The sequence below is a fragment of the Ramlibacter sp. genome (assembly GCF_041916345.1).
GTDB lineage: Bacteria > Pseudomonadota > Gammaproteobacteria > Burkholderiales > Burkholderiaceae_C > Ramlibacter.
Genome location: NZ_JAYRZR010000059.1, coordinates 1 through 24,425, shown reverse-complemented (window position 1 = coordinate 24,425; position 24,425 = coordinate 1). Strand labels below are relative to the sequence as shown.

Here is a 24,425-nt window from a genome sequence, read left to right as displayed (position 1 = left end):
CGGCCTGATCGCGGGCCGCCCCTTCCGCGTGGGGGCCCTGCACCTGGACAAGCCCTTGCCGGTGACCGTGCTGGTGGGCCAGAGCACGCGCACGCGCACGCTGCTGCTGCGCGATCTGGCGGTGCTGTCGATCCTGCCGCAGATGCTGCTGCTGGGCCTGCTGGCGTGGTGGCTGCGGCGCCACATCACCCGCGGTGTGGCGCCGCTGTCGGCGTTGGGCCAGGCGATTGCGCGCCGCGACGCGGGCGACCTGTCGCCGGTGGCGGCGCAGGGCCAGGTGACCGAGGTGCGTGATCTCGCCGCCGCGCTGAACGACCTGCTGGCCCGCCTGGCGTTGAGCGCAAGGGCGCAGCGCGAGTTCACCGGCAACGTGGCCCACGAGCTGCGCACGCCGCTGGCGGGCATCCGCGCGCTGGCGGAATACGGCATGCGCCACGACGAGCCGCGCGTCTGGCGCGAGCAGCTCGAAGGCATCGTGCAGAGCGAGGCGCGTGCCACGCGCGTGCTGGACAAGCTGCTGGCCGTGGCCCTGGCGGCCGAGGCGCGCACCACGCTGGCCCAGGTGCCGGTGCGGCTCGACACCGCGGTGCAGGAGGCGGTGTTGCGCTTCCTGCCGCAGGCCGACCGCGCTGGCGTGGACCTCGGCGCCGCTGGCATCGACGACGCCTGCACCGTGCAGGGCGACCCCACCCTGATCGAAGGCATCCTGGACAACCTGATCGACAACGCGTTGCGGCACGGCCGCCCTGCCGAAGGCCGCCGGCCTGTGGTGACCGTGCTCCTGGCCAGCGCCGACATGGGTACGCTGCTGCGCGTGGAAGACAACGGACCGGGGATCGCCCCCGACGGCGCGGCCCGTCTGATGGCGCGCGGCATCCAGGGCAACCCCGCGGCCGACCTGCTGCGCCCCGGCGGGCTGGGCCTGGCCCTGGTGGCCCTCTACGCGCGCATCATGCGCGCCACCTTCGAGGTGTCACCCGGCCCCGGCGGCGCCGGCTTCCAGGCCAGCCTGACCTTCCCTGCGCCTACAGCGCCATCGACGCCCGCTGTCCCATCGCCGCCCGCCAGCGCAGCAGATGCGGATGCGCCTCGCCCGGCTTCACCTTGACGATGCGCGCAAAGTCCACCGCCACCACGGCGGTGATGTCGGCCACGCTGAACCGGTCCGTGGCCACGAACTCGCGATCCGCCAGCCGGTCGTTCAGCGTCAGCAGGAAGTGCTGCAGCCGCGCCAGCCCGCGCTGCGCCAGCGCCGGGATCTGCTCGTAGTCCACCGGGCCCGGCAACGCCCGGCCGGCCATGGCCGGTGCGCTGTTGCGCAGGGCCTCGGCAATCGCCATCAGGCCCTCGAACTCCACGCGCCAGTTCCAGCTGGCGATCTCGGCCTTCTCCAGCGGGGTGGTGCCCAGCAGCGGCGGATCCGGGAACGCGGCCTCCAGGTACGCCGCGATGGCGGCGTTGTCGGTGAGCACCGGGCCTTCGGCCGTGACGAGCGCGGGCACCGTGCACTGCGGGTTGATGCGGCGATAGGCCTCGCCCAGCTGCTCCCCCGCGCGCAGATCCACCTGCACCACCTCGTGCGGCACGCCCTTCTCGGCCAGGAAGATGCGCGCGCGGCGCGGGCTGGGCGCCGTGGCGCAGTCGTACAGGGTGATCGTCATGAGGTCTCCGTGATGTGCGGCCGGGGCGGTCTCAAGCGCCCGGTGCCAGCTTGTCCTGCGTGCGCGTCTCGAAATCGCTGGCGTCGTGCCGCTCATGCAGCTGGCTCGAAGGCTGGCCCCAGGTGCGGTTGACCATGCGGCCGCGCTTCACGGCTGGCCGCTGGGCGATCTCATCCGTCCAGCGCAGCACATGGCGGTAGTCCTGCACCTGCAGGAACTCGCCCGCCTCGTACAGCTGGCCCTTGGCCAGCGTCCCGTACCAGGGCCACACCGCCATGTCGGCGATGGTGTAGTCGTCACCGGCCAGGAAGCGCGACTCGGCCAGCCGCCGATCGAGCACATCCATCTGACGCTTCACTTCCATCGCGTAACGGTCGATGGCGTACTGGATCTTGCTGGGCGCGTAGGCGTAGAAGTGCCCGAAGCCACCGCCGAGGAACGGTGCGCTGCCCATCTGCCAGAACAGCCACGACAGGCACTCGGCGCGCGCAGCCGGCTGCGTGGGCAGGAAGGCGCCGAACTTCTCGGCCAGGTACAGCAGGATGGCACCGGACTCGAACACGCGGATCGGCTCCGGTCCGCTGCGGTCCAGCAGGGCCGGAATCTTGGAATTGGGGTTGACGGCCACGAAGCCGCTGCCGAACTGCTCGCCCTCGTTGATGCGGACCAGCCAGGCGTCGTACTCCGCGCCCGCATGGCCCAGCGCCAGCAGCTCTTCCAGCATCACCGTCACCTTCACGCCATTGGGCGTGCCCAGCGAATAGAGCTGCAGCGGGTGCCGGCCAACAGGCAACGCCTTCTCATGCGTGGGCCCGGCCACGGGGCGGTTGATGGCGGCGAAGCGGCCTTCGGGCTGGGCGGGGGGTGTCCAGACCTTGGGGGGCGTGTAGGGGGCGGTCATGGGGCGGCATTCTCGGCGGAATTCGGGCGGCCTGCTGCACCGCCAACAGGGTCCGGCGCTCGCGCACGCCGATCTCAGGCGCTGCCAACCCCTGGGCCGACTCAGCCTTCCCCCTTTTTCGATCCCTGCGTCTGCAATCGCCTGCTTTTCACGAAGGCTCGCGCAGCCCACATTGCAGGGGCATCCCCATCCAAAGGAGTTCATCGATGCAAGTGCTCTTCAAGGCCCGTCATGACCAGGCGGCCGATCTGCGTGAGCAGGTGGAACACCGCGTGCGCTTCGCCTTGCGCCGGCTGCGCTGGCTGGTGCCGCGCGCGGAAGTGCAGTTGTCGGACCTGAACGGTCCGCGCGGCGGCATCGACAAGCGCTGCCAGATCGAGCTGCGCACCGACGGCGCCGGCTCCGTGGTGGTGGCCGCCGTCGCGAGCGACTGGCGCAGCGCGCTCGACAGCGCCCTGGCGCGCGCGGTGCGCTTCGTGCTGCGCACCTGGCGCCGAAGCCGCGATCCGCGGCGCGCGATTGCGGCATCAGCCCGCTGAGCCGATCACGCGGACCTGGAGCGCGTTGCCTTCCGGGTCCGCTGCGTTGCTGGCCGTGAAGCCCTCGCCGGCCCAGGGCTTCGTGCTAGACTAGTCAGGAGTCTAGTCAGATAAGGGGCCATCATGCAATCATGGGCTGTCCAGGATGCGAAAGCCAGGTTCAGTGAGTTCCTGGAGAAGTGCCTGACCGAAGGGCCCCAGATGGTGACCCGGCGCGGCGCTGAGGCAGCTGTGCTCGTGCCTGCCGAGGAGTGGCGTCGACTGCATGCCGCTGCCAGGCCCACGCTGAAGGAACTGCTGCTTTCCGAGCAAGCCCGGGTGGCGCTGCCCTCTCTCGCACGCGGCAGCGCCAGGCGGCGTCCGCCCGTGGCGCTGCGCTGAGCGCCATGTACTTGCTGGATACCAACGTCGTTTCTGAACTGCGCAAGCCCAAGCCGCACGGCGCGGTCTTGCAGTGGGTTCAGGCTGCCGCCGACGAAGACCTGCACATCTCCGCCGTGACGATCGGCGAGATCCAGGCGGGCATCGAGATGACGCGCGAGCAGGACTTGCAGAAGGCGTTGGAGCTGGAGCATTGGCTGGCCCAGGTGGCCGAGACCTTCAACGTCATCCCGATGGACGCGCATACCTTCCGGGAGTGGGCCCGGCTGATGCATCGGTCATCGGACACGCTTTATGAAGACGCCATGATTGCCGCGACAGCCAAGGTGCACAAACTGACGGTAGTCACCCGCAACGTGGCCGACTTCAAGCCATTCAAGGTCGGTGTGCTCAACCCCTTCCTGACGCCGCGCGGTTGAAGGCATGCGCGCATGCCCCCCCAAAAAAAAGCGCGGACCGAAGCCCGCGCTTCAAGAAGCGCTACACCGCTGCTCGCGCCGCGGAGACGCCCTGTGGCGCCAGTTCATAGCGCGCGAACGCCATGGCGTACTGGGCGCGCCCTGACGACAGCGCCCGCAAGCTGCCGATGTAGCCAAACATCTCAGCGAGCGGTACCTCGGCCGAGATCACAGCGGCAGCGCCGCGTTGATCCTGGCTGCGCACGGCGCCCCGTCGACGACGCAGGTCACCCATGCAGGCCCCGACGGACTCGGGCGGCGTGATGACCTCCACGGCCATCACCGGCTCCAGCAGGCGGGCGCCCGCGCGGGCGAACGCTTCGCGCACCGCGGCCGCCGCAGCCAGCTCGAAGGCCACCGTCGACGAGTCGCGCTCGTGGAAGGCGCCATCCAGCAGCGTGGCCTCGAAGTCCACGCACGGATAGCACGCCACCACGCCCGCACGCGCCGCGCGCCGGACACCGGCCTCCACCGCGGGGATGAACTCCCGCGGCACTGCGCCGCCGACGACCTGGCTCTCGAAGCGCAGGCCCTCGCCGCGCGGCAGGGGTCGCAGCCGCAACACCACCTCGGCGAACTGGCCGGGGCCGCCCGTCTGCTTCTTGTGCACATGGCGCACTTCCACTTCACGCGTGATCGTCTCGGCATAGGCCACTTGCGGCGGGCCCACCGACACCTCCACGCCGCGTCGCGACCGCAGGTTCTCGACCGCCACCTCCAGCTGCAGCTCCCCCATTCCCGAAAGGATGGTCTGCCCTGATTCGGCGTCCTGCCGCACGCGCAGGCTCGGATCCTCACGGACAAGGGCCTGCAGCGCCTCGGCCAGCTTCTGCTGGTCGGCCCTGGCCCGCGGCTCGATGGCCACGTCGATCACCGCAGCGGGCACGCTGATCGCTTCCAGACGCACCGGGTGCGCCGGGTCGCACAACGTGTGGCCCGTGAGCGTGTCCTTCAAGCCCGCCACCGCGCCGATGTCGCCCGCCTGCAGGGCGTCGCGCTCGACCATGCGGTCCGCGTAGACGTCATACAGCCGGCTCACGCGGTCGGTCTGGCCCGTGTTCGCGTTCAGCACGAGATCGCCGCGGCGCAGCGTGCCCGCATAGACGCGCACGAAGACCTTGGCCCCGTGATCATCACCGACGAGCTTGAAGGCCAGCGCGGCCAGCGGCCGCTGCGCATCACCATCGGGCGCGATGTCCGACGGCGAAGGCAGATAGGCCACGATCGCGTCCAGCAACGGCTCGACACCGCGGTTGCGGAAAGCCGAGCCGGCCAGCGCCGGCACGAAGCGGCCCGACAGCACGCCCGCACGGATGCCCCGGCGCAGGGCCGCCAACGAAGGCGCCTGGTCCGACACCAAGGCATGGAGCACTTCATCGTCCACATCGGCGACCGACGCGACCAGCGCCTCCCGCTCGCGCGTGGCGCGGTCCAGCAGATCTGCGGGCACGGGCACTTCACGATACGGCTCGCTCGCGTCGTCACGGCCCCACACCAGCGCGCGCATCGTCAGCAGATCCACCACACCGCGGAATTCACCTTCCACGCCGATCGGGATGTGCAACGGGAGCACCTTGGCACCCAGCCGCTCTTCGATCTGGGCCACGACATGCTCGAACCGGGCGCCCACGCGATCCAGCTTGTTGATGAACGCAATGCGGGGCACGCCATGGCGGTCCGCCAGCCGCCAGTTCGCCTCGGTCTGCGGTTCCACGCCGGCCACGCCGTCGAACACGACGACGGCGCCATCCAGCACGCGCAGCGAGCGGTTCACCTCGATGTGGAAGTCCACGTGGCCCGGCGTGTCGATCACGGTGATGGGCATGTCCTTCCAGCGCACGGTGATGGCCGCGCTCTGGATGGTGATGCCGCGCTTGCGCTCCTGCGGATCGAAATCCATGCGGGTGTTGCCGCGATCGACATCACCCATGCGATGGCTTTCGCCCGTGTAGAACAGGATGCGCTCGGTCGTGGTCGTCTTGCCCGCGTCGACGTGGGCAATGATGCCGATGTTGCGGAGGTTGCGTTGGTTGTTGCGTGTCATGTCGGATCTTTCCTGCGGCCGCACGCGTGCCTGCGTGCTGCTGCCGCCTGGTTGGCTGATGCCAGCCCAGGCGAGACCCGCCATGGGCTGGCTAACGAGTGAGGGGTACGCCGGAACCCGGACGCACGGGGCCAAGGCTCCGGCGGTCGGGAATCGTGGCAATCAACTTGTCGTAGGTCCGCATGGTTGGATCCAGAAGCAAGAAACCCCGGAGGGTGGAGCCTGCCGGGGTTTCAGAAGCCGGAAGGCGCATGGCCCTCCGATACGCGATCAGGGGGCGTCTAGGTGGCGAACGTCGCCTGGGTCACGTTGTGCTGCTTCATGGTGGGCGCGATGATACGGGGGACGACAAGAACCTGCAACAGGCTTGGGCTGATGTGCAACACCTGGCTGCGGTATGGGGTCCGCTGTTCAGATTTGTGGGGCCACTTCTGTAGGGATCCTCCCGCCTACTGGCGCACCACGCCCGTGATACCCGCGCCAGCCAGAAAAGTGACCGTCGCGATCAAGGCGCCTACCACCACGCGATCCCGACTGGCCGGCGTGGTGTCAAGCGTGGCGACCTGCAAGGCGAGCCAGACGCCCAGCACCAGCACGACGCCTCCCGCGGCCAGCGATTGCATGGACGATGCGCTGGCCGCACCCCAGACCGCACCTGCGAAGGCGGCCGCCGCCCACGCAGCGGCTGCCGAGGTTTCCGGATCGTCGTGCCCCTCGGGTGAACCTTCAGGCCCGCTCGCAGCTGCACTGGCGATCGTGCCCAACACCGCGAACACGAGCCCCTGCCAACCCGAGAACCAGGAGAACACGCTGACCAGCATGAAGGCCAGCGCCGACGAAACGGCAGCACCCAGCAGCAGCCGCCATTGGATGGAGAGCAGAAGGGCTGACGTGAGGAGGCTGGGTTCCACGGGGTGCGGCTTGGGCGAGAGCGAGGCGCTATGCTGCACGCATCCGAACCGTGAGACAAGGACCGCAAGATGGAACTGCATGGGCTGGACACCGAACATGAGGTGTTCTTCTACGAGCAGGAGTTCTACGTCTTGAGCAACTTCAGCGCGTTCAGCCTCATGTGGCAGGGTCACCGTTTCCCGACCAGCGAGCACGCGTACCACTGGGAGAAGTTTTCCCCAGGGCAGACCGACGGCAAGGTGGACGTCCGCGCAGAGATTCTGAACGCCCGATCGGCCCACGACGCGTTCAAGATGGGCCGGCAATGGGGCTCGCTTCGCCGACCCGACTGGGACGAGGTGAAGGTCGAGGTCATGCGGGGCATCCTGCGGGCCAAGGCGGACCAGCATGAATATGTACGGCGCAAGCTGCTGGCCACAGGAGACCGCACACTGATCGAGAACTCGTGGCGCGACGACTTCTGGGGTTGGGGGCCGAACCGCGACGGCCAGAACATGCTGGGCCGGCTGTGGATGGCGTTGCGCACCGAACTGCGTGCGCAGGCATCGCCTCAGGACACCTGACTCACGCGGGAGTGGCGGAAGAGCGGAAGCCTGGTAGGACGTGCAGGATTCGAACCTGCGACCAACGGATTAAAAGTCCGCTGCTCTACCAACTGAGCTAACGTCCCGGCCATTCCGGGGCATTGCACCCCGGCGAAGCCCGCGATTATAGCCAGTGAAATCAGCCCTTCCGACCGCGCCTCATCATCCGCGTCGCGCGAGCGCGTCGATCACCCACCCGGCCGCGCACAGGCCGAAGGTCGCGGTCACGCTCACGACCGAGCCGTAGCCGTGGCAGTTGAGGCTGCCGTCGCCCTCGACCGCGCAGCTCGGGTCGGGCGGGGCCACGGGCTCGCGGCTGAAGACGCAGGCCACGCCGATGCGCTTGCCGTCGCGCGGGGCGCCATGGTGCTTGCGCAGGCGGTAGCGCAACTGGGCCAGCAGCGGGTCATGGGTGGCCGCGGACAGGTCATCCACGGTGGCCAGATGCGCCTGCCGCTTGCCCCCCGCCGCACCGCAGGTGATGAACAGGTGCCGCCCAGCCAGGGCCCACGCGGCCATGGCAGCCTTGGCACCCTGGGCGTCGCAGGCGTCGATGACGGCATTCACGCCGGCAGGCAGCAGGGCGGGCCAGTTGTCGGGGGCGACGAACTCCTCGATGCCGGTGACCTCGCAACCCGGGTGGATCTGCGCGATGCGCTCGCGCATGGCCTGCACCTTGGCCTGGCCGATGGTGCCTTCCAGCGCGTGCACCTGCCGGTTGAGGTTGGACTCGGCCACATGGTCCAGGTCGATCAGCGTCAGGCGCCCTACCCCGCTACGCGCCAGCGCCTCGGCCGCCCAGGAACCGACGCCGCCGATGCCCACCACGGCCACGTGCGCAGAGCGGATGGCCGCGGCACCCGGCACGCCATACAGGCGTTCCAGCCCGCCGAAGCGGCGCTGCAAGTCGGCCGGCGCGTTCAAGCTTCGCGCTCCAGCCGCCAGATCTGATAGCGGTTGCCCAGCACCGCGCCGGCGATGATGCCCGCCACCGCCGTGAAGCTCGTGGCGCTCAGGGTCGAGAGCCCCGTCAAGCCTTGGCCGATGGTGCAGCCCAAGGCGGTGACGCCGCCCACACCCATCAGCACCGCGCCCACCAGGTGATGCGCCAGGTCCGACGTGCCGGCGAACCCCTCCCAGCGGAAGCGCCCGGTCGCCAGTGCCATCGCGGCCGATCCCGCGATCACGCCGGCCACCGAGAGAATGCCGATGGTCAGCACCTTGCCGCGGTCGCTGAAGAGGATCACCCAGTCGATGGCATAGGCGATCGGGGCGACGAAACTCAGGGATTCGGCGCGGCCGGAGTTGGTGCGCAGGAACACGGCCTCCAGCGTCTCGGGGTGTTCCGGCACGAAGCCCATGTGCCCCGACACCCACCACATGGCCACGACCACGCCACCCAGGCCGAAGCCGGCCAGCAGGTTGTCGAAGGTGCGGAAGTCACGGCCACCGGCCAGGGCCCACGCCACCAGGCCGCCGCCGACCACCAGCGCCGCGATCAGGCCGGCCACCGGCAGGCTCACGCCGCCCAGGGAGGCCACGCCCAGCGGCAGCAGCGCCACCTGCGGGAACTCGACGGTCACGCGGTCCACGGTGGACGTGCGCAGCACGGCGGTGATGCCGCGCAGCGTGGCATACGAAGCGATGCCCAGCACGATGGCCACCACCAGCGACTTGAGGCTGCCGCCACCGATGCGCACCAGCGTCTTGCTGCCGCAGCCGGAGCCGAGCACCATGCCCAGGCCGAACAGCAGCCCGCCCAACAGGCCCGACAGCCACAGCCAGCGCGGCACGCTGTGAAGGGTGCGCAGCGGGTCGATCTGGCCGGCGGCCACCAGGCCCCAGAAGCCGAGGATGCCCACGCCCGCGGCCAGCGCCCACTGGCGCAGGCGAGTGTAGTCGCCCATGTTGAGCGCGTCGCTCACCGCGCCCATGGTGCAGAAGTGGGTGCGCTGCGCGATCGCGCCGAACAGGGCTGAAAGCAGGAAGGCCGCCACCAGCACCTGGGCGGCCAGGGTGTTCAGCTCGGCCATCGATGGATTCTAGGAGGCCGGCCGCTCGGGGCCGGCCTGTTGCCGCAATGGCCTCAGCGCAGGCGCGCCAGCCGCTCCTTGGCCGCACTGGCCGCCTCGGACTGCGGATAGGCCTTCACCAGGTCATCGAGCGTGCGGCGCGCACTGGCGTTGTCCTTCAGCTCGATCTGGCAGTTGGCGATGGACAGCACCGCCTCGGGCGCGCGCGGGTGATCCGGCGCCTGCTGCAGCAGCAGGCGGAAGTTGGCGATGGCGCCGCGGTAGTCGCGCGTGGCGTACTGGGCATTGCCCAGCCAGAACAGCGCGGTGGGCCGGTAGCCGCTTTGCGGAAAGCGGCGCAGGAACTCGGTGAACGCGCCCTGCGCGGCGGTGAAGTCGCCCTTGCGGAACACGCCCAGCGCGGCGTCGAACTCCTTCTGCTCGGCCGGGTCGGCACTGAACTCCTTGCCGTCCACCGTCACCTGCACCGGCTCGAACTTGCGCAGGCGGTCTTCCACGCCCTGGGCCATGTCCTTCTGGCGGCGCTGCACCTCGGAGATCTCGCGGGCCAGGGTTTCATCCTGCCCGCGCAGGCGCGCCAGCTCGGCGCGCAGGGTCTCGATCTGGTTCTGCAGGTCCAGCAGGCTGCGGCGCAGGGTGGCGTTCTCCTCGGTGGCGCGGCGCAGGTCCTCGGTGAGGGTCTGGCGCTGCTGCTCCACGCGCTGGCGCAGGTCCAGGATGGCGCGGCGGGCCTCGTCGTCGGAGAAGAGCTGCGCCTGCGCGGGCATGCCCGCGAGCGCGGCGGCGGCCAGTGCGGCCGCGGTCAGGGTCTTTCGCATCGGGCCGCTCACCGGTAGGCGATCTCGGCGCGGCGGTTCTTCGCCCAGGCCGCCTCGTTGCTGCCGGTCTCGGCGGGCTTCTCCTTGCCGAAGCTCACCGCCTCCACCTGGCTGTCGGGCACGCCCAGCAGGCCCAGCGCGCGGCGCACCGCCTCGGAGCGGCGCTGGCCCAGCGCCAGGTTGTACTCACGGCCGCCGCGCTCGTCGGTGTGGCCCTCGATCACCACCTTGCGGCTCTTCTCCGCGCGCAGGAAGTTCGCGTGCTTCTCGATGGCGGACTGGAACTCGGGCTTCACCACGTAGCTGTCGTAGTCGAAGTAGATGATGCGCGCCACGTCCCTCGGGCCCGCCTTGTCGTCGGCGCCCAGGCCCACGTTGACCGGCTGCACCGCCGTCTGCGGGCCGGCAGTGCCCGTGGTGCCGCCGGCGCCCGCGGGCGCGGTGGTGGTGGCAGTGGGCGTTCGGGTTTCCACCGGCACGTCGTCGAGCTTGACGCCGCTGGCGCAGGCCGTCAGCAGCGTGGCCAGTGCGGCGGCGAGCAACACACGGTAGTTCATGGCGATACCTCCTTGATGGTGTGGTCGGGCTTGGGAACGGGAGCGGGAATCAACGGCCGAAGGGGCCCCAGTCAGGCTCGCGGATGTCGCCGCCGCGGCCGGGCAGGCGTGCGCGGATGCGGCCGTCGAGCGTGGTGGTCATCAGGGCCTCGGCGCCGCCCTGGCGGGTGGCGTACATGATCAGCTTGCCATTGGGCGCGAAGCTCGGGCTTTCGTCGGCGGTGGTCTCGGTCACGGCCTGCGCGGTGCCGGAGGCGAGATCCATCACGTGCAGCTTGAAGGCGCCGTTGATGCGAGAGATGTAGGCCAGCATCTTGCCGTCCGGGCTGGGCGCGGGCGAGATGTTGTAGCTGCCGTTGAAGGTCACCCGCTGCGGCTCGCCGCCGGTGGCCGGCATGCGGTAGACCTGCGGCGCGCCCCCACGGTCGCTCACGAAGTAGATGCTGCGCCCATCCGCCGCGTACACCGGCTCGGTGTCGATGCCGGCGGATTGCGTCAGGCGCTTGGGCTCACCGCCGTTGGCGTCGATGGTGTAGAGCTGAGAGCCGCCGTCGCGCGTGAGCGTGACGGCCAGCGAGCGCCCATCAGGCGCCCACGCCGGTGCGCTGTTGGAGCCGCGGAAATTGGCCAGCAGACGGCGCCGGCCCGAGGCGACCTCATGCACGTACACCACGGGCTTGCGCGACTCGAAGGACACGTAGGCGAGCTGCTGGCCATTGGCCGCCCAGGCGGGGGAGATGATGGGTTCGGGGCTGGCCAGGGCCGACTGGGCATTTTCGCCGTCGGCATCGGCCACCCATAGGTTGTAGCGCTCGCCCGCCTTGGTGACGTAGGCGATGCGCGTGGAGAACACGCCCTTGTCGCCGGTGAGCCGTTCATAGATGAGATCGCTCACGCGGTGGGCCGCCAGGCGCAGGTCGCCCGCGGCGACCACGAAGCTCTGGCCCCCGAGATCCTGGCCGCGCACCACGTCCCACAGGCGGTAGCGCACGTCGTAGCGGCCATCGGCCAGGCGCGTGACGCTGCCCACCACCAGGGAATCGGCCGTCTTCTGGCGCCAGGGGCTCAGGTCGGGACGGCTGGTCTCGTCGAGCGCGACGCCGGCACCGTCGATGGGGCGGAACTGGCCGCTGCGCTCCAGGTCGGCCTGCACGATGGCGCCGATCTTCTGCGGCGCCTCGGCGTCGCCCCGGAAGGGCACGATGGCAATGGGCATCTGGTTCGCGCCCACGCCCGATACCTCCACCCGGAACTGCGCCCATGCGGGCAAGGCGAAGCCACCGAGCAGCGCCGCCACCTCCCGGCGGCGCCATGTTGCGTCACGGTTCATGATGCTTAGTCTCTCCAAGCGGGATTGAGTTCAGTCACTTGTGCTTCGGGTGCATCCAGGGCCTGCCGAACCCCGCGTTCAGCGCGCACCTGGCCGCTGGCCTGACGCTCGATGACGCGGCGGCGATTGGCCGCTTCGTCCTGGCGCGCGGCCTGCCGATGCCACAGGTGAAACACTTCGGTGCCGATCAGGGCGCTGCGCCGGTGCACGCCATGGGCATGCAGGCGCAGCACGATGTCGGCGTCTTCGTGGCCCCAGCCGGCGAAGGCCTCGTCGAAGCCGTTCACGGCCTCGTAGTCGCCGCGCCAGAAGGCCATGTTGCAGCCGCGGATGCCTTTCCAGCGAAAGCGCTTCAGTTCGCGCGCGCGGGGGCCGAAGCCATGCAGCAGATGGCTGAGCTTGTTGGCCTGGCCGCGCAGGCGCAGCCGCATCCAGTCGGCCGCGCGCAGCGCCTGCAGGGCGCGATGGCCCTGCAGCACCTCGCGCGTCAGCTCCTCCTCCAGCAGCACGCGCCCGCCGATGAGGAAGCAGCCCGGCCGCGCCAGCGCCTCATGCTGGGCCACGAAGCCGCGGTTGGGCACGCAGTCGCCGTCCATGAACACCAGGTAGTCGGCGTCGGTGCGGGCGGCGCACAGGTTGCGCGCGCGCGCGATGGTGAAGCCGGTGTCCGGGTGCCAGACATGGCGCACGCGGCAGGCGAAGTCGGGCAGGCCGTCACGCATCGCCTGCACGTTCTCGGGGCGGGACCCGTCGTCCGCGATCAGCACCTCGTGTCGGTGTGCGTCGCACTGGGGCGCCAGGCCGCGCAGCACTTCCAGGAGCGCGTCGACCCGGTTGTAGGTGAGCACGATGAACGCGGTCTTCATCGTCACGACGAAGCGCCTTCCCGCTGCAGCAGCCAGAGCTTGAGGTAGCGGTAGTAGGTGCCCTCGGCATGGGCGATCGCCAGGGCCAGGCCCAGCCGCCCGTCGAGAAACCCCAGGCGCAGCACGTAGGTGCGCAGGAAGGCCCACAGGCCATGGGCCAGGGCCGAGCCCAGCGAGCCGCGCCGGCCTTCGGCGAGCATCTTGCGCGCGCCGGCCGTGGAGTAGCTGTTGGCCTTGTCCAGCACGCTCTCCAGGGTGCGGAAGCTCTCGTGCAGCAGGTCGTTGCGCAGCTGCGCGGGCCGGCCCTGCACCACCACCCGCTCATGCACCAGGTCGTCGGAGAAGCGGGCCGAGCCACGGCGGAACAGGCGCGTCACGCGGTCCGGATACCAGCCGGAATGGGCCATGAACTGGCCGCAGAAGCTGGAACGGCGCGGCATGCTCCAGGCATCGGCCGCCGACGCGCCCGTGCTCAGCACGGCGAGGATCTCTTCACGCAGGGCGGGGGTCACGCGTTCGTCGGCGTCGATGGACAGCACCCAGGGCTGGGTGGCGAGGTCGAGGGCGCGGTTCTTCTGCGGCCCGAAGCCCGGCCAGTCCGGCGTGACGACCACGCGGGCGCCGGCCGCCTGGGCCAGCGCCACGGTGTCGTCGGTGCTGCCGCAGTCCACCACGACCACTTCGCGCGCAAAGCCGACGCTGGCCAGGCACTCGGGGAGGTTGGCCTGCTCGTTGCGCGTGATGACGATGACGCTGAGCTCGGCCTTGGGGGACGGTTGGCCCGCAGAATCGCCGGATAATCCAAGCATGAGCCCTGATTATGCCCGCGCGTTCCCCTGTGCCTGAAGCGGATCAGGGCGTCCAGGCGCCGCCGCCGCCGCCTGTGGCCGCGCCCGAAATGCGGCTCGTCGACCGGGTGCGCCGCGTCTTCCCGTACATCGCCCATGTGCGCCGCTACTGGCTGGTGGTGCTGGCTGCCACGGTGGTGGGCGCGGCGACCGAGCCGGCCGTGCCGGCCCTGATGAAGCCCCTGCTCGACCAGGGCTTCCAGCGCGACAGCTTCAACCCCTGGCTGGTGCCACTTGCCCTGCTGGGCCTGTTCGGCATCCGCGGGCTGGCCGGCTTCATCGCCGACGTGGCGCTGGCCAAGATCGCCAACGAGGGCATGTTCGCGCTGCGCCGCGCGCTGTTCGATCGCCTGCTGGATGCGCGCATGGACCTGTTCGCGCGCGAGACGGCCAGCTCGCTCTCCAACGCCATCGTGCAGGAGGTGCAGAACGGCTTCAACCTGCTCGTCAACGCCCTCACGGCGCTGGTGAAGGACAGCCTGGCGCTGGCGGCGCTGCTGATCTACCTGCTGTACCTGAACTGGCAGCTCACGCTGGTGGTGGGCCTGATGGCGCCGGCGGTGGCCTGGCTGATGCGCACGGCCTCGCGCCGGCTGTACCGCCTGGCCAAGAGCAGCCAGGCCGCCACCATCGACCTGACCTACGCGGTCGAGGAGAACGTGCTGGCCAACCGCATGGTGCGGCTGCACGGCGCGCAAGAGGCGCAGGCCGGGCGCTTCGGCGCGCTCAGCCTCACGCTGCGCCGCCTGGCGATGAAGTCGGCGGTGGCGCAGGCCCTGATCACCCCCACCATGCACATGCTGGCGGCGGCGGCGCTGTCGATCGTGATCGTCATCGCGCTGCTGCAAAGCGGCGACGGCATGACGGTGGGCGGCTTCGCCTCCTTCGTCGCCGCGATGCTGATGCTGATCGCGCCGGTGAAGCGCCTGTCGGAAGTGACCAGCCCGATCGCGCGTGCCCTGGCCGCGCTGGAGCGCTCGTTCGACCTGGTGGAGCACACGCCGAAGGAAACCAGCGGCGGCTACGCACCGGACCGCGCGCAGGGCCACATCGCGCTGCAGGGCGTGGGCGTGTCCTATCCCGGCGGCGGGCGGCCCGCGCTGCACGACGTGTCGATGGAGGTGCGGCCGGGCGAGGTGATCGCGCTGGTGGGGCCCTCGGGCTCCGGCAAGACCACGCTCGCCAACCTGATGCCGCGCTTCGTGGCGCCCACCGAAGGCCGGGTGCTGCTGGACGGCCATGCCCTGCCCGACTGGAACCTGCACGCGCTGCGGCGCCAGTTCGCCATGGTGAGCCAGGACGTGGTGATGTTCAACGACACGCTGGCGGCCAACGTGGCGCTGGGCACCGACATCGACCGCGCCCGCGTGCTGCGCGCCCTGGAGGCCGCCAACCTGGGCATGATGGTGACGCAGTTGTCGCAGGGCATCGACACGCCGGTGGGCCACAACGCCACCACGCTCTCCGGTGGCCAGCGGCAGCGCCTCGCGATTGCCCGCGCGCTGTACAAGGACGCACCGGTGCTGATCCTGGACGAAGCCACCTCGGCGCTGGACAACGAGTCCGAGCGCATGGTGCAGGAGGCCCTGCGCCGGCTGATGGCCGGGCGCACCACGCTCATCATCGCGCACCGTCTCTCCACCATCGAGCACGCCGACCGCGTGGCCGTGCTCGACCACGGCCGGCTGGCCGAACTGGGCACCCACGCAGAGCTGATGCGCCGCGGCGGCCTGTATGCACGGCTGCATGCCCTGCATGAAAGCGAGGAAGCAGCGGCGTGAGCGGCCCGGCCGACCCGGTGCAGGCAGACGCGGCGCCCCTGAACGGGGCGGAGCGTGCGTGGCACGCGGCGCTGCCGCGGCTGCTGGCCACGTTCGGCTTCTTCATTCCCTTCTCCACTGCCGGCACGAGCATCGGCATGGCCATCATGCTGCTCATGGGGGCGCCGGTGGCCGCGCGCCTCTGGCGGCTCACCCCCTGGCGCGATCCGATGGTGGCGGTGGGCCTGGTGCTGCTGGCCTGGATCGCCGCGCGCACCTGGCTGGGCGAGGCCTGGGGGCCGCAGGCGCTGAGCGAGGTGAACCGCTACCACGAGCTGCTGTTCCTGCCGGTGCTGCTGGCCCTGCTGCAGCTCAGCCGGAGGCGCGATGCGCTGCTGCTCGGCATGGTCGCGGGCGCGCTGGTGCTTGCCCTGCTCTACTGGCTGGCGCCGCTGATCCCTTCGGCGGGCCAGTTCCTGCACCTGCGCCGCATCTCGGCCGGCTTCAGTTTCGGCCTGTGCGCCTTCGTGCTGCTGGAGCGCGCGCGGCAGGGCGAGGGCACCGCCTGGTTCAACCGGGGCGCGGCCCTGTTTCTGGCGCTGACCGTGGTGTTCATGATCGATTCCCGCACCGGCCACATCGCCCTGCTGGTGCTGCTGCCCTTCGCGGCCTGGCGCTCGGCCCCGCAGCGGGCGCGACTGCCGGTTACCGCCGCCATCGTGGCGGCGGGCCTGCTGGCCGTGGCGCTCTCGGGGCCGGTGCGCCAGCGCATCGACGAGACGGTGCGCGAGACGCAGGCCAGCCTGCAGGGGCAGACGCAACTCACCTCCACCGGCGCACGCATCCAGTTGTTCCGCAGCGCGGTGGTGATCGTGATGGAGAGCTGGCCCTGGGGCACCGGCTGGCAGGGCTGGAGCAGCGCCTTCGCCGACCTGACGCGGCGGCGCGGCTACACCAATGAGCAGCTGCTCGGCGCGCACACCGCTGACAACCCGCACAACGAATACCTCATGCAGGCTGGTGCTGGCGGCGCGCCCGCCCTTGCGCTGTTCCTGGCCTGGCTGGCCGTGCCCCTGGTGCGCGGCATCCGCCGCCGTGCCGACCCATGGGCGGGCACGGCGGCCATCGTGACGCTGGCCTTCGCCGTCGCCTGCCTGTTCAACTCGCTGCTGCGCGACTTCATCGAAGGGCATGTGTTCATGGCCCTCATGGCCTGGCTGCTCATGCGGCAGCGGCAGGCCCCACCCTGAGGGCGAGGCGACCGCATGCAGGCGATCCTGGTCGTCATCACCCGCCAGATCGGCGATGTGCTGCTCACCACGCCGCTGGTGCGCGCGGCCCGCGCACTGTGGCCCGGCGCGGCCATCGACGTGCTGGGCCTGGAAGGCACGCTGGGCATGCTCGCGGGCCACCCCGACCTGCGGCAGTGCATCACCGTGCCTGCGCGCACGGGCGTCGCGCAGGCCGCGCATCTCGCGCGGCGGCTCTGGCAGCGCTATGACCTGGCCCTGGTGGCGGACCCCGGCGATCGCGCGCACCTGATCGGCGCCATCGCCGCGCGCGAGCGCAGCGGCCTGCTGCCCGCGACCAGCGGCAGCAACTGGTGGAAACGACGGCTGCTGCGGCACGCGGTCACGAGCGGTGGTGACTTGTCCGAGGTGCACGTGGTGCGCGAGAAGCTGGCCCTGCTCGCGCCCTGGCAGGGCGATGCCCCGCCCCAGCCACCGGCGCTGCAGGCACCCGCCCGTGAGCCCTTGCCCGATGAACTGCGTGCGCAGCTCGCCAAGGGCTACATCGTGATCCACGCGCCCTCGATGTGGACCTACAAGCAATGGCCGCTGGACCACTTTGCCGAGCTGATCGGCCTGCTCACGCTGGCCGGCCGCCAGGTGGTGCTGACCGGCGGACCCGGCGCGAGCGACCGGCTGGCCGTGGCCGCGCTGACGAACGCCGCGGCGTCCGGGCAGGTGCTGGATGCCGGCGTGCTGCGCTTCGGCCAGGTGGCCGCGCTGATCGCCGGTGCCGCGCTGTACATCGGCCCCGACACCTCCGTCTCGCATCTCGCCGCGGCCTGCGGCGTGCCGGTGCTCGCGATCTTCGGGCCCACGAATCCGCAACGCTGGGCGCCGTGGCCGGGTGAAGCGGCCGGGCCGACCGTGTTCGCGCGGCAGGCGACCGTGCAGACCCTCGGCCGGATCACGCTGATGCAGGCGGCCCTGCCCTGCGTGCCGTGTGGCAAGGCCGGCTGCGAGGACCACCGCGAAAGCCGGTCCGATTGCCTGCTGACGATCCGGCCCGAGCGGGTGGCGCAGCAGGCGCTGGCCCTGCTGGCTGCGCAGGGCACGTCGGCACCGCGCTGAGCGTCCTCGCGTTCAGCCGAACAGGCCCACCGGCGCGCGTGCCGGCATGCCGGGCAGCACGGTGGCCAGCTGACCGTCCTTCAGCCGGAAGCGCCGCTCCAGGATGTCGGCCACGATGTCGCGGAAGTCGGTGGTGATGGCGAGATCACGGCCTTCATGCAGCGCCGCGGCGTCCAGCCCGGGCCAGCGACCGAACACGCGACCCCCGCGCACGCCACCCCCCAGCACCATCGCGACGTTGCCATGACCATGGTCCGTGCCGCCGGTTCCGTTCTGGCGCACGGTGCGGCCGAACTCGGAGAGCACGAGGATGGTGGTGGCGCCGATCTGCTCGCCGAGTGCACGGGCCAGTTCATCGAGGCCTTGCGCCAACAGCGCGAAGCGGTTGGCGAGCGCGCCGCGCCCCGCGCCCTGGTTGGCGTGGGTGTCCCAGCCACCGACCGGCACGAAGGCGAGCCGCACCCGTGCATCGCGCGCCATCAGCGTGCCCAGGCGGGCCATGTCGGCCGCCAGGCCCGACAGGGGCAACGCGCCCGCATCGGCCGCGCGGTCGTCGCTGGCGAGCACGTCCATCATCTCGCGCCGTGTCGCCAGTGCCTCCCGCACGGTGCGGCTGAGGGCATCGTCACCGGCGTAGAGCCGCGTGAAGGCCTGGGCGATCTCGGGCCGGTCCACGGCGGTGGGCGCGGTGGCCTGGCGACCGGTGGACAGGGCGGCAATGGGCGCCGCGCCGCTCAGGATGCGCGGCATGGCCGGCCCCAGGCCCACCACCTGCAGCCGCTGTGCGGCGGGCGCGGCCTGGCCGCCAGCGAGCACACCGGCCAGGCGGTTGAGCCAGCCATCGGCCGTGCGCTTCACGCCGGGCGTGCCGGACTCCATGTAGTCCTGGGCATCGAAGTGCGACCGTGTTCCGTCGTGCGAGCCGCTGGCGTGGACGAAGGCGAGCCGTCCTGAATCGAAGTAGGGCCGCATGGGCGCGAACGCCGGGTGCAGGCCGAAGCGTGCGTCGAGCGGCAGCACGCCATCGGCCTCGCCAGGGCCAGCGATGGCAATCGTGGGGCGTGATTCGCGATAGGCCGCCTCTCCGTGCGGCACCACCAGCGACAGGCCGTCCAGTGCGCCGCGCAGCAGGACGACGACCAGCCGTGGCGCCTCGGGGGCGGCCACCTGGGCGCGCGCGACTCGCACGCCGGTGGCCAGGAGGCTGGTCGCCGCGGCCACCTGCAGAAGCCAGCGGCGATGGGGGTCTGGCGCGTGCACGGGACTCATCACCCTGCCCTCAGCGGTTCATCATGCCGGGGCCGGCCAGCAACAGGGCGGCCGCCACGACGGGCTGGTGCCGGTTCGCCAGGACCTCGTCACGCGTGGCGGGCGTGACAAGGGGACCGAGGCCGCTGATCCAGGCCTGCAGCGCGACCATGGATCGCTCGGGATCGGCCTGTCGCGCCCGGGCGAGCTGGGTGGCGAACTGGATGCGCTTGTTCAGGCCCTCCGGGTTGAGCCAGGCCGCGGCCGTGTGCCGCCAGCCGTCGGGCGTGGGGCAGCCGTAGAGCGGCATGCCTTGCGCGGCCAGGGCCCCTGCCAGACCCAGCACGTTGGCGGGGACCATGCCCGCGGCGCGCACTGCCGACAGGGTGTACTGATAGGGCGTCTTGAACTTGGCGCCCATCGTGTCGGGCGACCAGAAGGCGTCGCTCGTGAACAGGGCACGCAGCACCGGCACGATCTGGCCATCCTCGCGCAGGTAGACCAGGGCCAGGTGGTCCACCAGGGCGGCATCCGGCTGGTCTGCCACGAAATGTTGCGCCAGCTTGAACGCCATGTGCCTTGCGGTGGCCGGATGGGCCGCCAGCACCGCAAGCGCATGGTCGCCCTCGGCCTTGCCGCGGGCCGTGACGGACTGCCCGAGCCAGACCTTGGGGCCGTCGTCGTGCACGCGCGCGTTGAAGCGGAATCCAGGCCGCGAGGACGTTGTGGCGTCGGGGTCCGGGCCGCCTGCGACGCGCTGCTGCACCGGCTGCAGCGTCCAGCCGGTGAGCATGCGCGCCAGCGTGGTCACGTCGGCCTGCGTGTAGCCGCCATCCACGCCCAGCGTGTGCAGCTCCATCAGTTCGCGCGCGTAGTTCTCGTTCAGCCCGCGCGCGCCACCGCGCGAGGCCACGCTCTGCCAGTTGTCCAGGTAGTACAGCATGCCCGGGTGGTGCGCCGTGGCTTGCAACAGATCGGCGAATCGGCCCAGCGCATGGGGGCGGATGGCCTGGTGCTCATAGGGCCCGACCAGCACCCGCATCCAGTTCTTGCCCTGGAACACGTTGAAGTGGTTGAACCAGAAGTCGACCATCACCTCCTGCAGCTGCCACGGGCTCGCCAGCGCGCGCAGCAGGCGTGACTCGAAGGCGGGCAGCTGGTGCTGGCGGACGAAGCGGGCCAGCGGCGTCTGCGACAGGGGCCCGCCCGGCGAGGGCGGCTGCATGTCGGCGGGCTGCATGGCCGCTGCCTGCGCCGCCACCTCCTGCTGGTTCTGCCGGATCTGCACGACCAGTTCACGCACCAGCGCGATCGGGTCGGCCGTCGCCAGGGGCTCCTCCTGCAGGCGGCTGCGCAAGCCTTCCGGCAAGGGCGCAGAACCCGGCGCCAGCTGCTCCTCGACCCAGGCCATGGGGTCGCGCGCCACGTTCGAGAGGTCGCCGGCCCGGGGGCCGAAGCCCAGGCGATTGAGGGCATGAAGGGCCGCGGCCTCACCTCGGCGGGCACTCGAAGCCCATGCCGGCGCGGCGGCCACGGCCGCGGCGGATGCGATCACGAGGGTACGGCGACGGACCATCTGGCTGCTCGGAGTCGTGAAGCCGCAGGGAAGGCGGCTCGCACGCAAGCTTACGACGACGCACAGCAGCCAGGAATGTCTGGCGCGTAAAGACACGCCGCCCAGCGCTACATCAGCACGATGTCGTACTGCTCCTGCCCCATCGCGCTGTCGCTCTGCAGCGAGATCGGCTTGCCGATGAAGTCCGACAGGCCGGCGAGGTGCTGGCTCTCCTCGTCCAGGAACAGCTCGATGACCTTGGGCGAGGCCACCACGCGGTACTCGCGCGGGTTGAACTGGCGCGCCTCGCGCAGGATCTCGCGCAGGATGTCGTAGGCCACGGTGCGCGGCGTGCGCACCGTGCCCTTGCCCTCGCAGGCGGGGCACGGCTCGCACAGCAGGTGCGCCAGCGATTCGCGCGTGCGCTTGCGCGTCATCTCCACCAGGCCCAGCTGCGAGAAGCCGCCGGCCATGGTCTTGACGCGGTCGCGCGCGAGCTGCTTGCGGAACTCTGCCAGCACGGCGTCGCGGTGGTCCTCGCGGGCCATGTCGATGAAGTCCACGATGATGATGCCGCCCAGGTTGCGCAGCCGCAGCTGGCGCGCAATGGCCTGCGCCGCTTCCAGGTTGGTCTTGAAGATCGTGTCGTCGAAGTTGCGGCTGCCGACGAAACCGCCGGTGTTGACGTCCACCGTGGTCAGCGCCTCCGTCTGGTCCACGATCAGGTAGCCGCCGGATTTGAGATCCACCCGGCGGCCCAGCGCGCGGGCGATCTCCTCGTCCACCGCGTACAGGTCGAAGATGGGGCGCTCGCCCTTGTAGAGCTGCAGCTTGGCCGCGGCCTGGGGCATGAACTCCTGCCCGAAGGCGGCCAGCAGGCCGTACTGCTCGCGCGAGTCGATGCGGATGGTCTGCGTCTGGTCCGTCACCAGGTCGCGCAGCACGCGCTGCAGCAGGTTCAGGTCCTGGTGCAGCAGCGAGGGCGGCGGCAGGCGCGTGGCCGACTCGCGGATGCGCGCCCAGGTCTTGCGCAGGTAGGCGATGTCCTCGGCCAGCTCGGTGTCGCTGGCGTCCTCGCCGTTGGTGCGCAGGATGAAGCCGCCGCCGGCCTCGCCCACCAGCTGGCCCAGACGCCGACGCAGGGCCTCGCGCTGATCCGAGGGAATCTTCTGCGACACGCCCAGGTGGTCGTCCTGCGGCAGGAACACCAGCAGCCGCCCCGCGATGCTGATCTGGGTGGAGAGCCGCGCGCCCTTGGTGCCGATCGGGTCCTTGATCACCTGCACCATGAGCGCCTGGCCCTCGAACACCTGCTTCTCGATCGGCACTGGCGGCTGGTTGCGCAGGGCCGAAGGCGGCTCGCCATCGGGCTGGCGCTGCCAGACGTCGGCCACGTGCAGGAAGGCCGCGCGCTCCAGCCCGATGTCGATGAAGGCGGACTGCATGCCGGGCAGCACGCGGGCCACCTTGCCGAGGTACACGTTGCCGACCAGGCCACGTTCGAGCGTGCGCTCGACGTGCAGTTCCTGCACGGCGCCGTGCTCGATGATGGCCACGCGCGTCTCCTGCGGAGACCAGTTGACCAGGATGTCCTGCTGCATGGTGTGCGGATGCCTGTTCTAGATGCGCCAGCCGAACGCGCGCAGCAGTTGCGCCGTCTCGTACAGGGGCAGGCCCATGATGCCCGAATAGCTGCCGCGCATGGAAGCGATGGCGGCCGCCGCACGGCCCTGCACGGCGTAGGCGCCGGCCTTGCCCATGGGCTCGCCGCTGGCCACGTAGGCGCGGATCTGCGCCGGCGTCCACGCGGCGAAGGTGACCTGCGAGACGCTCAGTGCCGCTTGCTGCCGCCGGCCCTGCTGCACGGCCACTGCCGTCAGCACGCGGTGCGTCGCGCCGGAGAGCTGCCGCAGCATGCGCGCCGCATCGGCGGCATCAGCCGGCTTGCCCAGGATCGTGCGGCCCAGGGCCACGGTGGTGTCGGCGCACAGCACCGGCGCCGGCGGCAGCCCGCGGGCCTTGAGCCGGGTCACGGCCGCCTGCAGCTTGAGCGCGGTGACGCGCTGCACGTAGCGCGCCGGGCTCTCGCCGGCCAGCACGGCCTCCAGTGACTCGGCGTCCTCGCCGGGCTCGGGCAGCAGCAGCTCGTGCCGCACGCCCAGCTGGTCGAGCAGCTGGCGCCGGCGCGGGCTCTGGGAGGCGAGGTAGATGAAGGCAGGCTGGCTCATTCGCGGTGATAAGGATGCCCGGCGTTGATGGACCAGGCGCGGTACAGCTGCTCCACCAGCAGCACCCGCACCATGGCGTGCGGCAAGGTCAGGTCCGACAGGCGGATGCGCTCATGGGCGGCCTGGCGGAACGCGGGATCCAGGCCGTCCGGCCCGCCGATCACCAGGGCGACCGCCTCGTTCTCCAGCGGCCAGGCCTTCAGCTTGGCGGCCAGGGCCATGGTGCCGAGCGCCGTGCCACGCTCATCCAGCGCCACGACGCGAGCGCCCCTGGGGATGGCGGCCTCGATGCGTTCGCGCTCGGCGGCCTGCAGCGTGGCCACGGTCTTGGAGCCGCGCGGCTCGGTCTTCACGGCCTTCAATTCCAGCCGCAGCTCGGGCGGGAAGCGCTTGGCGTAGTCATCCCAGGCGGTCTGGGCCCAATCCGGCACGCGCTGGCCGACGGCGACCACCAGCAGGCGCATGGGTCTGGTCGGGGGGAATCAGCCCTTGCGGGCCGGTGCCTTGGCGGGGGCCTTCTTCGCAGCGGGTGCCTTGGCGGGTGCTGCCTTGGCGGGTGCTGCCTTGGCTGGTGCTGCCTTGGCGGGTGCCGGCTTCGTGGCAGCGGCCTTTGCGACCGCGGTGCGCGCCGACGGCGCCTTGGCGGCGGCCTTCTTCGCGGCCGGCGCCTTGGCCGCGGGCTTGCGCGCGGCCGCCTTGGCGCTTTCTGCCTTGGCGGCGCGCTCCGCCGTCTTCACCGCGCTGCTGCGCCGCAGCGACGGGGCCTCGGCCTTCTTCGCCGCGGGCGCGACCTTGGGGGCGGGCTGGGCCGGCTTGGGCGCGCCCAGCTTCAGGCGCACCGGCTTCTCGCCCCAGATCTCTTCCAGGTTGTAGTACTGGCGGATGGCTGGCTGCATGACGTGAGCCACGGCCGCACCGCAATCCACGATGATCCACTCCCCGTTCTCCTCACCCTCGATGCGTGGCTTGGGAAAGCCCGCTTCCCGGACGGCATCCACCACGCTGGAGGCGAGCGCCTTGGTCTGCCGGTTCGAGGTGCCGGCTGCGATGACCACGCGCTCGAACAGCGGCGACAGATGCTCGGTGTTGAAGACCACGATGTCCTGGCCTTTCACGTCCTCCAGGCCTTCGACGATGGCCCGCTGCAGTTTCTGGATGTCTTTCTTGACGGTGGAGTCTTGCGTCATCAGGGGGTGCGATAGAGGTGATGTTGATCAATATAGCTGGCAACGGCCGCGCCAACCAGCGGGGTGACCTCCTGGCCGGCGGCCAGGCTGGCGCGGATGTCGGTGGCACTCTCGGGCATGGCGGGCAGGTCGAGCGGGTGCACGCGCACGCCCGG

At 70.7% G+C, this 24,425-nt stretch carries 25 protein-coding genes and 1 tRNA gene; 8 read left to right on the top strand and 18 right to left on the bottom strand.

Annotated features, from left to right (window positions below):
• Nucleotides 1–1,108: sensor histidine kinase (locus tag ACE3T5_RS14805; protein ID WP_374668835.1), on the top strand; the 1,108-nt coding region annotated here is incomplete at its 5' end.
• Here ACE3T5_RS14805 and ACE3T5_RS14800 read toward each other — a convergent pair.
• Both ACE3T5_RS14800 and yghU read right to left on the bottom strand, forming a co-directional pair.
• Nucleotides 1,026–1,661, bottom strand: coding sequence for a glutathione S-transferase (locus ACE3T5_RS14800; protein ID WP_374668834.1), 636 nt, complete (start codon nt 1,659–1,661; stop codon nt 1,026–1,028). The genes ACE3T5_RS14805 and ACE3T5_RS14800 overlap by 83 nt on opposite strands.
• A gap of 31 nt (nt 1,662–1,692) precedes the next feature.
• A complete protein-coding gene (gene yghU / locus ACE3T5_RS14795) occupies nt 1,693–2,562 on the bottom strand; it encodes a glutathione-dependent disulfide-bond oxidoreductase (protein WP_374668832.1) in 870 nt (289 codons plus the stop codon).
• Between the two features lie 206 nt (nt 2,563–2,768).
• On the opposite strand from yghU, the gene ACE3T5_RS14790 reads away from it, so the two are divergent.
• From ACE3T5_RS14790 to ACE3T5_RS14780, 3 genes are all read left to right on the top strand, one after another.
• The gene (locus ACE3T5_RS14790) at nt 2,769–3,101 is read left to right on the top strand and encodes an HPF/RaiA family ribosome-associated protein (RefSeq protein WP_374668831.1); all 333 of its coding nucleotides are present in this window, start codon (nt 2,769–2,771) and stop codon (nt 3,099–3,101) included.
• 123 nt (nt 3,102–3,224) lie between these two features.
• Nucleotides 3,225–3,482, top strand: coding sequence for a type II toxin-antitoxin system Phd/YefM family antitoxin (locus tag ACE3T5_RS14785; protein ID WP_374668829.1), 258 nt, complete (start codon nt 3,225–3,227; stop codon nt 3,480–3,482).
• 5 nt (nt 3,483–3,487) lie between these two features.
• Nucleotides 3,488–3,901: a type II toxin-antitoxin system VapC family toxin gene (locus tag ACE3T5_RS14780; RefSeq protein ID WP_374668828.1), complete on the top strand. Its 414-nt coding sequence runs from the start codon at nt 3,488–3,490 to the stop codon at nt 3,899–3,901.
• A 61-nt stretch (nt 3,902–3,962) separates the two neighbouring features.
• On the opposite strand, the gene fusA is transcribed toward ACE3T5_RS14780, so the two are convergent.
• A complete protein-coding gene (gene fusA / locus ACE3T5_RS14775; RefSeq protein WP_374668827.1) occupies nt 3,963–5,984 on the bottom strand; it encodes an elongation factor G in 2,022 nt (673 codons plus the stop codon).
• A 449-nt stretch (nt 5,985–6,433) separates the two neighbouring features.
• Nucleotides 6,434–6,994 (bottom strand): hypothetical protein, encoded by a 561-nt coding sequence (locus tag ACE3T5_RS14770; protein ID WP_374668826.1) that lies wholly within the window; start codon nt 6,992–6,994, stop codon nt 6,434–6,436.
• Between ACE3T5_RS14770 and ACE3T5_RS14765 the strand changes: the two genes are divergently transcribed.
• Nucleotides 6,965–7,459 (top strand): NADAR family protein, encoded by a 495-nt coding sequence (locus tag ACE3T5_RS14765; RefSeq protein WP_374668825.1) that lies wholly within the window; start codon nt 6,965–6,967, stop codon nt 7,457–7,459. The genes ACE3T5_RS14770 and ACE3T5_RS14765 overlap by 30 nt on opposite strands.
• Before the next feature lie 31 nt (nt 7,460–7,490).
• Here the strand turns inward: ACE3T5_RS14765 and ACE3T5_RS14760 are convergent.
• From ACE3T5_RS14760 to ACE3T5_RS14725, 8 genes are all read right to left on the bottom strand, one after another.
• A tRNA-Lys gene (locus ACE3T5_RS14760) sits at nt 7,491–7,566 on the bottom strand.
• Between the two features lie 76 nt (nt 7,567–7,642).
• Nucleotides 7,643–8,404 (bottom strand): ThiF family adenylyltransferase, encoded by a 762-nt coding sequence (locus ACE3T5_RS14755; RefSeq protein ID WP_374668824.1) that lies wholly within the window; start codon nt 8,402–8,404, stop codon nt 7,643–7,645.
• Nucleotides 8,401–9,513 carry a YeeE/YedE family protein gene (locus tag ACE3T5_RS14750; protein ID WP_374668823.1) on the bottom strand — a complete coding sequence of 371 codons (1,113 nt, stop codon included), beginning with the start codon at nt 9,511–9,513 and terminating at the stop codon, nt 8,401–8,403. Before ACE3T5_RS14750 ends, ACE3T5_RS14755 begins: the two co-directional genes overlap by 4 nt.
• A 53-nt stretch (nt 9,514–9,566) precedes the next feature.
• A complete protein-coding gene (gene ybgF, locus ACE3T5_RS14745) occupies nt 9,567–10,331 on the bottom strand; it encodes a tol-pal system protein YbgF (protein WP_374668822.1) in 765 nt (254 codons plus the stop codon).
• Nucleotides 10,332–10,339: 8 nt separating this feature from the next.
• Nucleotides 10,340–10,888 (bottom strand): peptidoglycan-associated lipoprotein Pal, encoded by a 549-nt coding sequence (gene pal / locus ACE3T5_RS14740; RefSeq protein WP_374668821.1) that lies wholly within the window; start codon nt 10,886–10,888, stop codon nt 10,340–10,342.
• 49 nt (nt 10,889–10,937) lie between these two features.
• Nucleotides 10,938–12,218 (bottom strand): Tol-Pal system beta propeller repeat protein TolB, encoded by a 1,281-nt coding sequence (tolB, locus tag ACE3T5_RS14735; protein ID WP_374668820.1) that lies wholly within the window; start codon nt 12,216–12,218, stop codon nt 10,938–10,940.
• Between the two features lie 5 nt (nt 12,219–12,223).
• The gene (locus ACE3T5_RS14730) at nt 12,224–13,084 is read right to left on the bottom strand and encodes a glycosyltransferase (RefSeq protein ID WP_374668836.1); all 861 of its coding nucleotides are present in this window, start codon (nt 13,082–13,084) and stop codon (nt 12,224–12,226) included.
• Between the two features lie 2 nt (nt 13,085–13,086).
• Nucleotides 13,087–13,893 carry a glycosyltransferase family 2 protein gene (locus ACE3T5_RS14725; protein WP_374668819.1) on the bottom strand — a complete coding sequence of 269 codons (807 nt, stop codon included), beginning with the start codon at nt 13,891–13,893 and terminating at the stop codon, nt 13,087–13,089.
• 11 nt (nt 13,894–13,904) lie between these two features.
• On the opposite strand from ACE3T5_RS14725, the gene msbA reads away from it, so the two are divergent.
• The 3 genes from msbA to ACE3T5_RS14710 are packed head-to-tail and all read left to right on the top strand — an operon-like array spanning nt 13,905 to nt 18,052.
• On the top strand, nt 13,905–15,713 hold the full coding sequence (gene msbA, locus ACE3T5_RS14720; RefSeq protein ID WP_374668818.1) for a lipid A export permease/ATP-binding protein MsbA: 1,809 nt from the start codon (nt 13,905–13,907) through the stop codon (nt 15,711–15,713).
• Nucleotides 15,710–16,942 carry an O-antigen ligase family protein gene (locus ACE3T5_RS14715; protein WP_374668817.1) on the top strand — a complete coding sequence of 411 codons (1,233 nt, stop codon included), beginning with the start codon at nt 15,710–15,712 and terminating at the stop codon, nt 16,940–16,942. Before msbA ends, ACE3T5_RS14715 begins: the two co-directional genes overlap by 4 nt.
• 15 nt (nt 16,943–16,957) lie before the next feature.
• A complete protein-coding gene (locus tag ACE3T5_RS14710) occupies nt 16,958–18,052 on the top strand; it encodes a glycosyltransferase family 9 protein (RefSeq protein WP_374668816.1) in 1,095 nt (364 codons plus the stop codon).
• Nucleotides 18,053–18,064: 12 nt separating this feature from the next.
• On the opposite strand, the gene ACE3T5_RS14705 is transcribed toward ACE3T5_RS14710, so the two are convergent.
• The 6 genes from ACE3T5_RS14705 to rsfS all read right to left on the bottom strand — a co-directional run bounded on the left by ACE3T5_RS14705 (nt 18,065) and on the right by rsfS (nt 24,270).
• Nucleotides 18,065–19,321, bottom strand: coding sequence for a DUF1501 domain-containing protein (locus ACE3T5_RS14705; protein ID WP_374668815.1), 1,257 nt, complete (start codon nt 19,319–19,321; stop codon nt 18,065–18,067).
• Nucleotides 19,322–19,331: 10 nt separating this feature from the next.
• Nucleotides 19,332–20,876 carry a DUF1800 domain-containing protein gene (locus ACE3T5_RS14700; protein ID WP_374668814.1) on the bottom strand — a complete coding sequence of 515 codons (1,545 nt, stop codon included), beginning with the start codon at nt 20,874–20,876 and terminating at the stop codon, nt 19,332–19,334.
• A 107-nt stretch (nt 20,877–20,983) separates the two neighbouring features.
• Nucleotides 20,984–22,456 carry a ribonuclease G gene (rng, locus tag ACE3T5_RS14695; protein ID WP_374668813.1) on the bottom strand — a complete coding sequence of 491 codons (1,473 nt, stop codon included), beginning with the start codon at nt 22,454–22,456 and terminating at the stop codon, nt 20,984–20,986.
• An 18-nt stretch (nt 22,457–22,474) separates the two neighbouring features.
• Nucleotides 22,475–23,083 carry a nucleoside triphosphate pyrophosphatase gene (locus tag ACE3T5_RS14690; protein WP_374668811.1) on the bottom strand — a complete coding sequence of 203 codons (609 nt, stop codon included), beginning with the start codon at nt 23,081–23,083 and terminating at the stop codon, nt 22,475–22,477.
• Complete coding sequence (gene rlmH, locus ACE3T5_RS14685) at nt 23,080–23,547, bottom strand: 23S rRNA (pseudouridine(1915)-N(3))-methyltransferase RlmH (RefSeq protein WP_374668810.1); 468 nt, start codon at nt 23,545–23,547, stop codon at nt 23,080–23,082. The genes ACE3T5_RS14690 and rlmH overlap by 4 nt, the downstream gene beginning before the upstream one ends.
• Before the next feature lie 18 nt (nt 23,548–23,565).
• Entirely contained in the window at nt 23,566–24,270 is a 705-nt protein-coding gene (gene rsfS / locus ACE3T5_RS14680) for a ribosome silencing factor (protein WP_374668808.1), read from the bottom strand.
• Nucleotides 24,271–24,425 lie beyond the last annotated feature (155 nt).

What these genes read in the sequence shown, in the direction of transcription:
- ACE3T5_RS14780 (WP_374668828.1), top strand. Translation starts at nt 3,488, where the DNA reads ATGTACTTGCTGGATACCAACGTCGTTTCTGAACTGCGCAAGCCCAAG.
- rlmH (WP_374668810.1), bottom strand. Translation starts at nt 23,547, where the DNA reads ATGCGCCTGCTGGTGGTCGCCGTCGGCCAGCGCGTGCCGGATTGGGCC.
- rng (WP_374668813.1), bottom strand. Translation starts at nt 22,456, where the DNA reads ATGCAGCAGGACATCCTGGTCAACTGGTCTCCGCAGGAGACGCGCGTG.
- ACE3T5_RS14785 (WP_374668829.1), top strand. Translation starts at nt 3,225, where the DNA reads ATGCAATCATGGGCTGTCCAGGATGCGAAAGCCAGGTTCAGTGAGTTC.
- fusA (WP_374668827.1), bottom strand. Translation starts at nt 5,984, where the DNA reads ATGACACGCAACAACCAACGCAACCTCCGCAACATCGGCATCATTGCC.
- ACE3T5_RS14705 (WP_374668815.1), bottom strand. Translation starts at nt 19,321, where the DNA reads ATGAGTCCCGTGCACGCGCCAGACCCCCATCGCCGCTGGCTTCTGCAG.
- ybgF (WP_374668822.1), bottom strand. Translation starts at nt 10,331, where the DNA reads ATGCGAAAGACCCTGACCGCGGCCGCACTGGCCGCCGCCGCGCTCGCG.
- ACE3T5_RS14750 (WP_374668823.1), bottom strand. Translation starts at nt 9,513, where the DNA reads ATGGCCGAGCTGAACACCCTGGCCGCCCAGGTGCTGGTGGCGGCCTTC.
- tolB (WP_374668820.1), bottom strand. Translation starts at nt 12,218, where the DNA reads ATGAACCGTGACGCAACATGGCGCCGCCGGGAGGTGGCGGCGCTGCTC.
- ACE3T5_RS14730 (WP_374668836.1), bottom strand. Translation starts at nt 13,084, where the DNA reads ATGAAGACCGCGTTCATCGTGCTCACCTACAACCGGGTCGACGCGCTC.
- rsfS (WP_374668808.1), bottom strand. Translation starts at nt 24,270, where the DNA reads ATGACGCAAGACTCCACCGTCAAGAAAGACATCCAGAAACTGCAGCGG.
- ACE3T5_RS14700 (WP_374668814.1), bottom strand. Translation starts at nt 20,876, where the DNA reads ATGGTCCGTCGCCGTACCCTCGTGATCGCATCCGCCGCGGCCGTGGCC.
- ACE3T5_RS14725 (WP_374668819.1), bottom strand. Translation starts at nt 13,893, where the DNA reads ATGCTTGGATTATCCGGCGATTCTGCGGGCCAACCGTCCCCCAAGGCC.
- yghU (WP_374668832.1), bottom strand. Translation starts at nt 2,562, where the DNA reads ATGACCGCCCCCTACACGCCCCCCAAGGTCTGGACACCCCCCGCCCAG.
- msbA (WP_374668818.1), top strand. Translation starts at nt 13,905, where the DNA reads ATGCCCGCGCGTTCCCCTGTGCCTGAAGCGGATCAGGGCGTCCAGGCG.
- pal (WP_374668821.1), bottom strand. Translation starts at nt 10,888, where the DNA reads ATGAACTACCGTGTGTTGCTCGCCGCCGCACTGGCCACGCTGCTGACG.
- ACE3T5_RS14790 (WP_374668831.1), top strand. Translation starts at nt 2,769, where the DNA reads ATGCAAGTGCTCTTCAAGGCCCGTCATGACCAGGCGGCCGATCTGCGT.
- ACE3T5_RS14770 (WP_374668826.1), bottom strand. Translation starts at nt 6,994, where the DNA reads ATGTTCGGTGTCCAGCCCATGCAGTTCCATCTTGCGGTCCTTGTCTCA.
- ACE3T5_RS14710 (WP_374668816.1), top strand. Translation starts at nt 16,958, where the DNA reads ATGCAGGCGATCCTGGTCGTCATCACCCGCCAGATCGGCGATGTGCTG.
- ACE3T5_RS14690 (WP_374668811.1), bottom strand. Translation starts at nt 23,083, where the DNA reads ATGAGCCAGCCTGCCTTCATCTACCTCGCCTCCCAGAGCCCGCGCCGG.
- ACE3T5_RS14765 (WP_374668825.1), top strand. Translation starts at nt 6,965, where the DNA reads ATGGAACTGCATGGGCTGGACACCGAACATGAGGTGTTCTTCTACGAG.
- ACE3T5_RS14800 (WP_374668834.1), bottom strand. Translation starts at nt 1,661, where the DNA reads ATGACGATCACCCTGTACGACTGCGCCACGGCGCCCAGCCCGCGCCGC.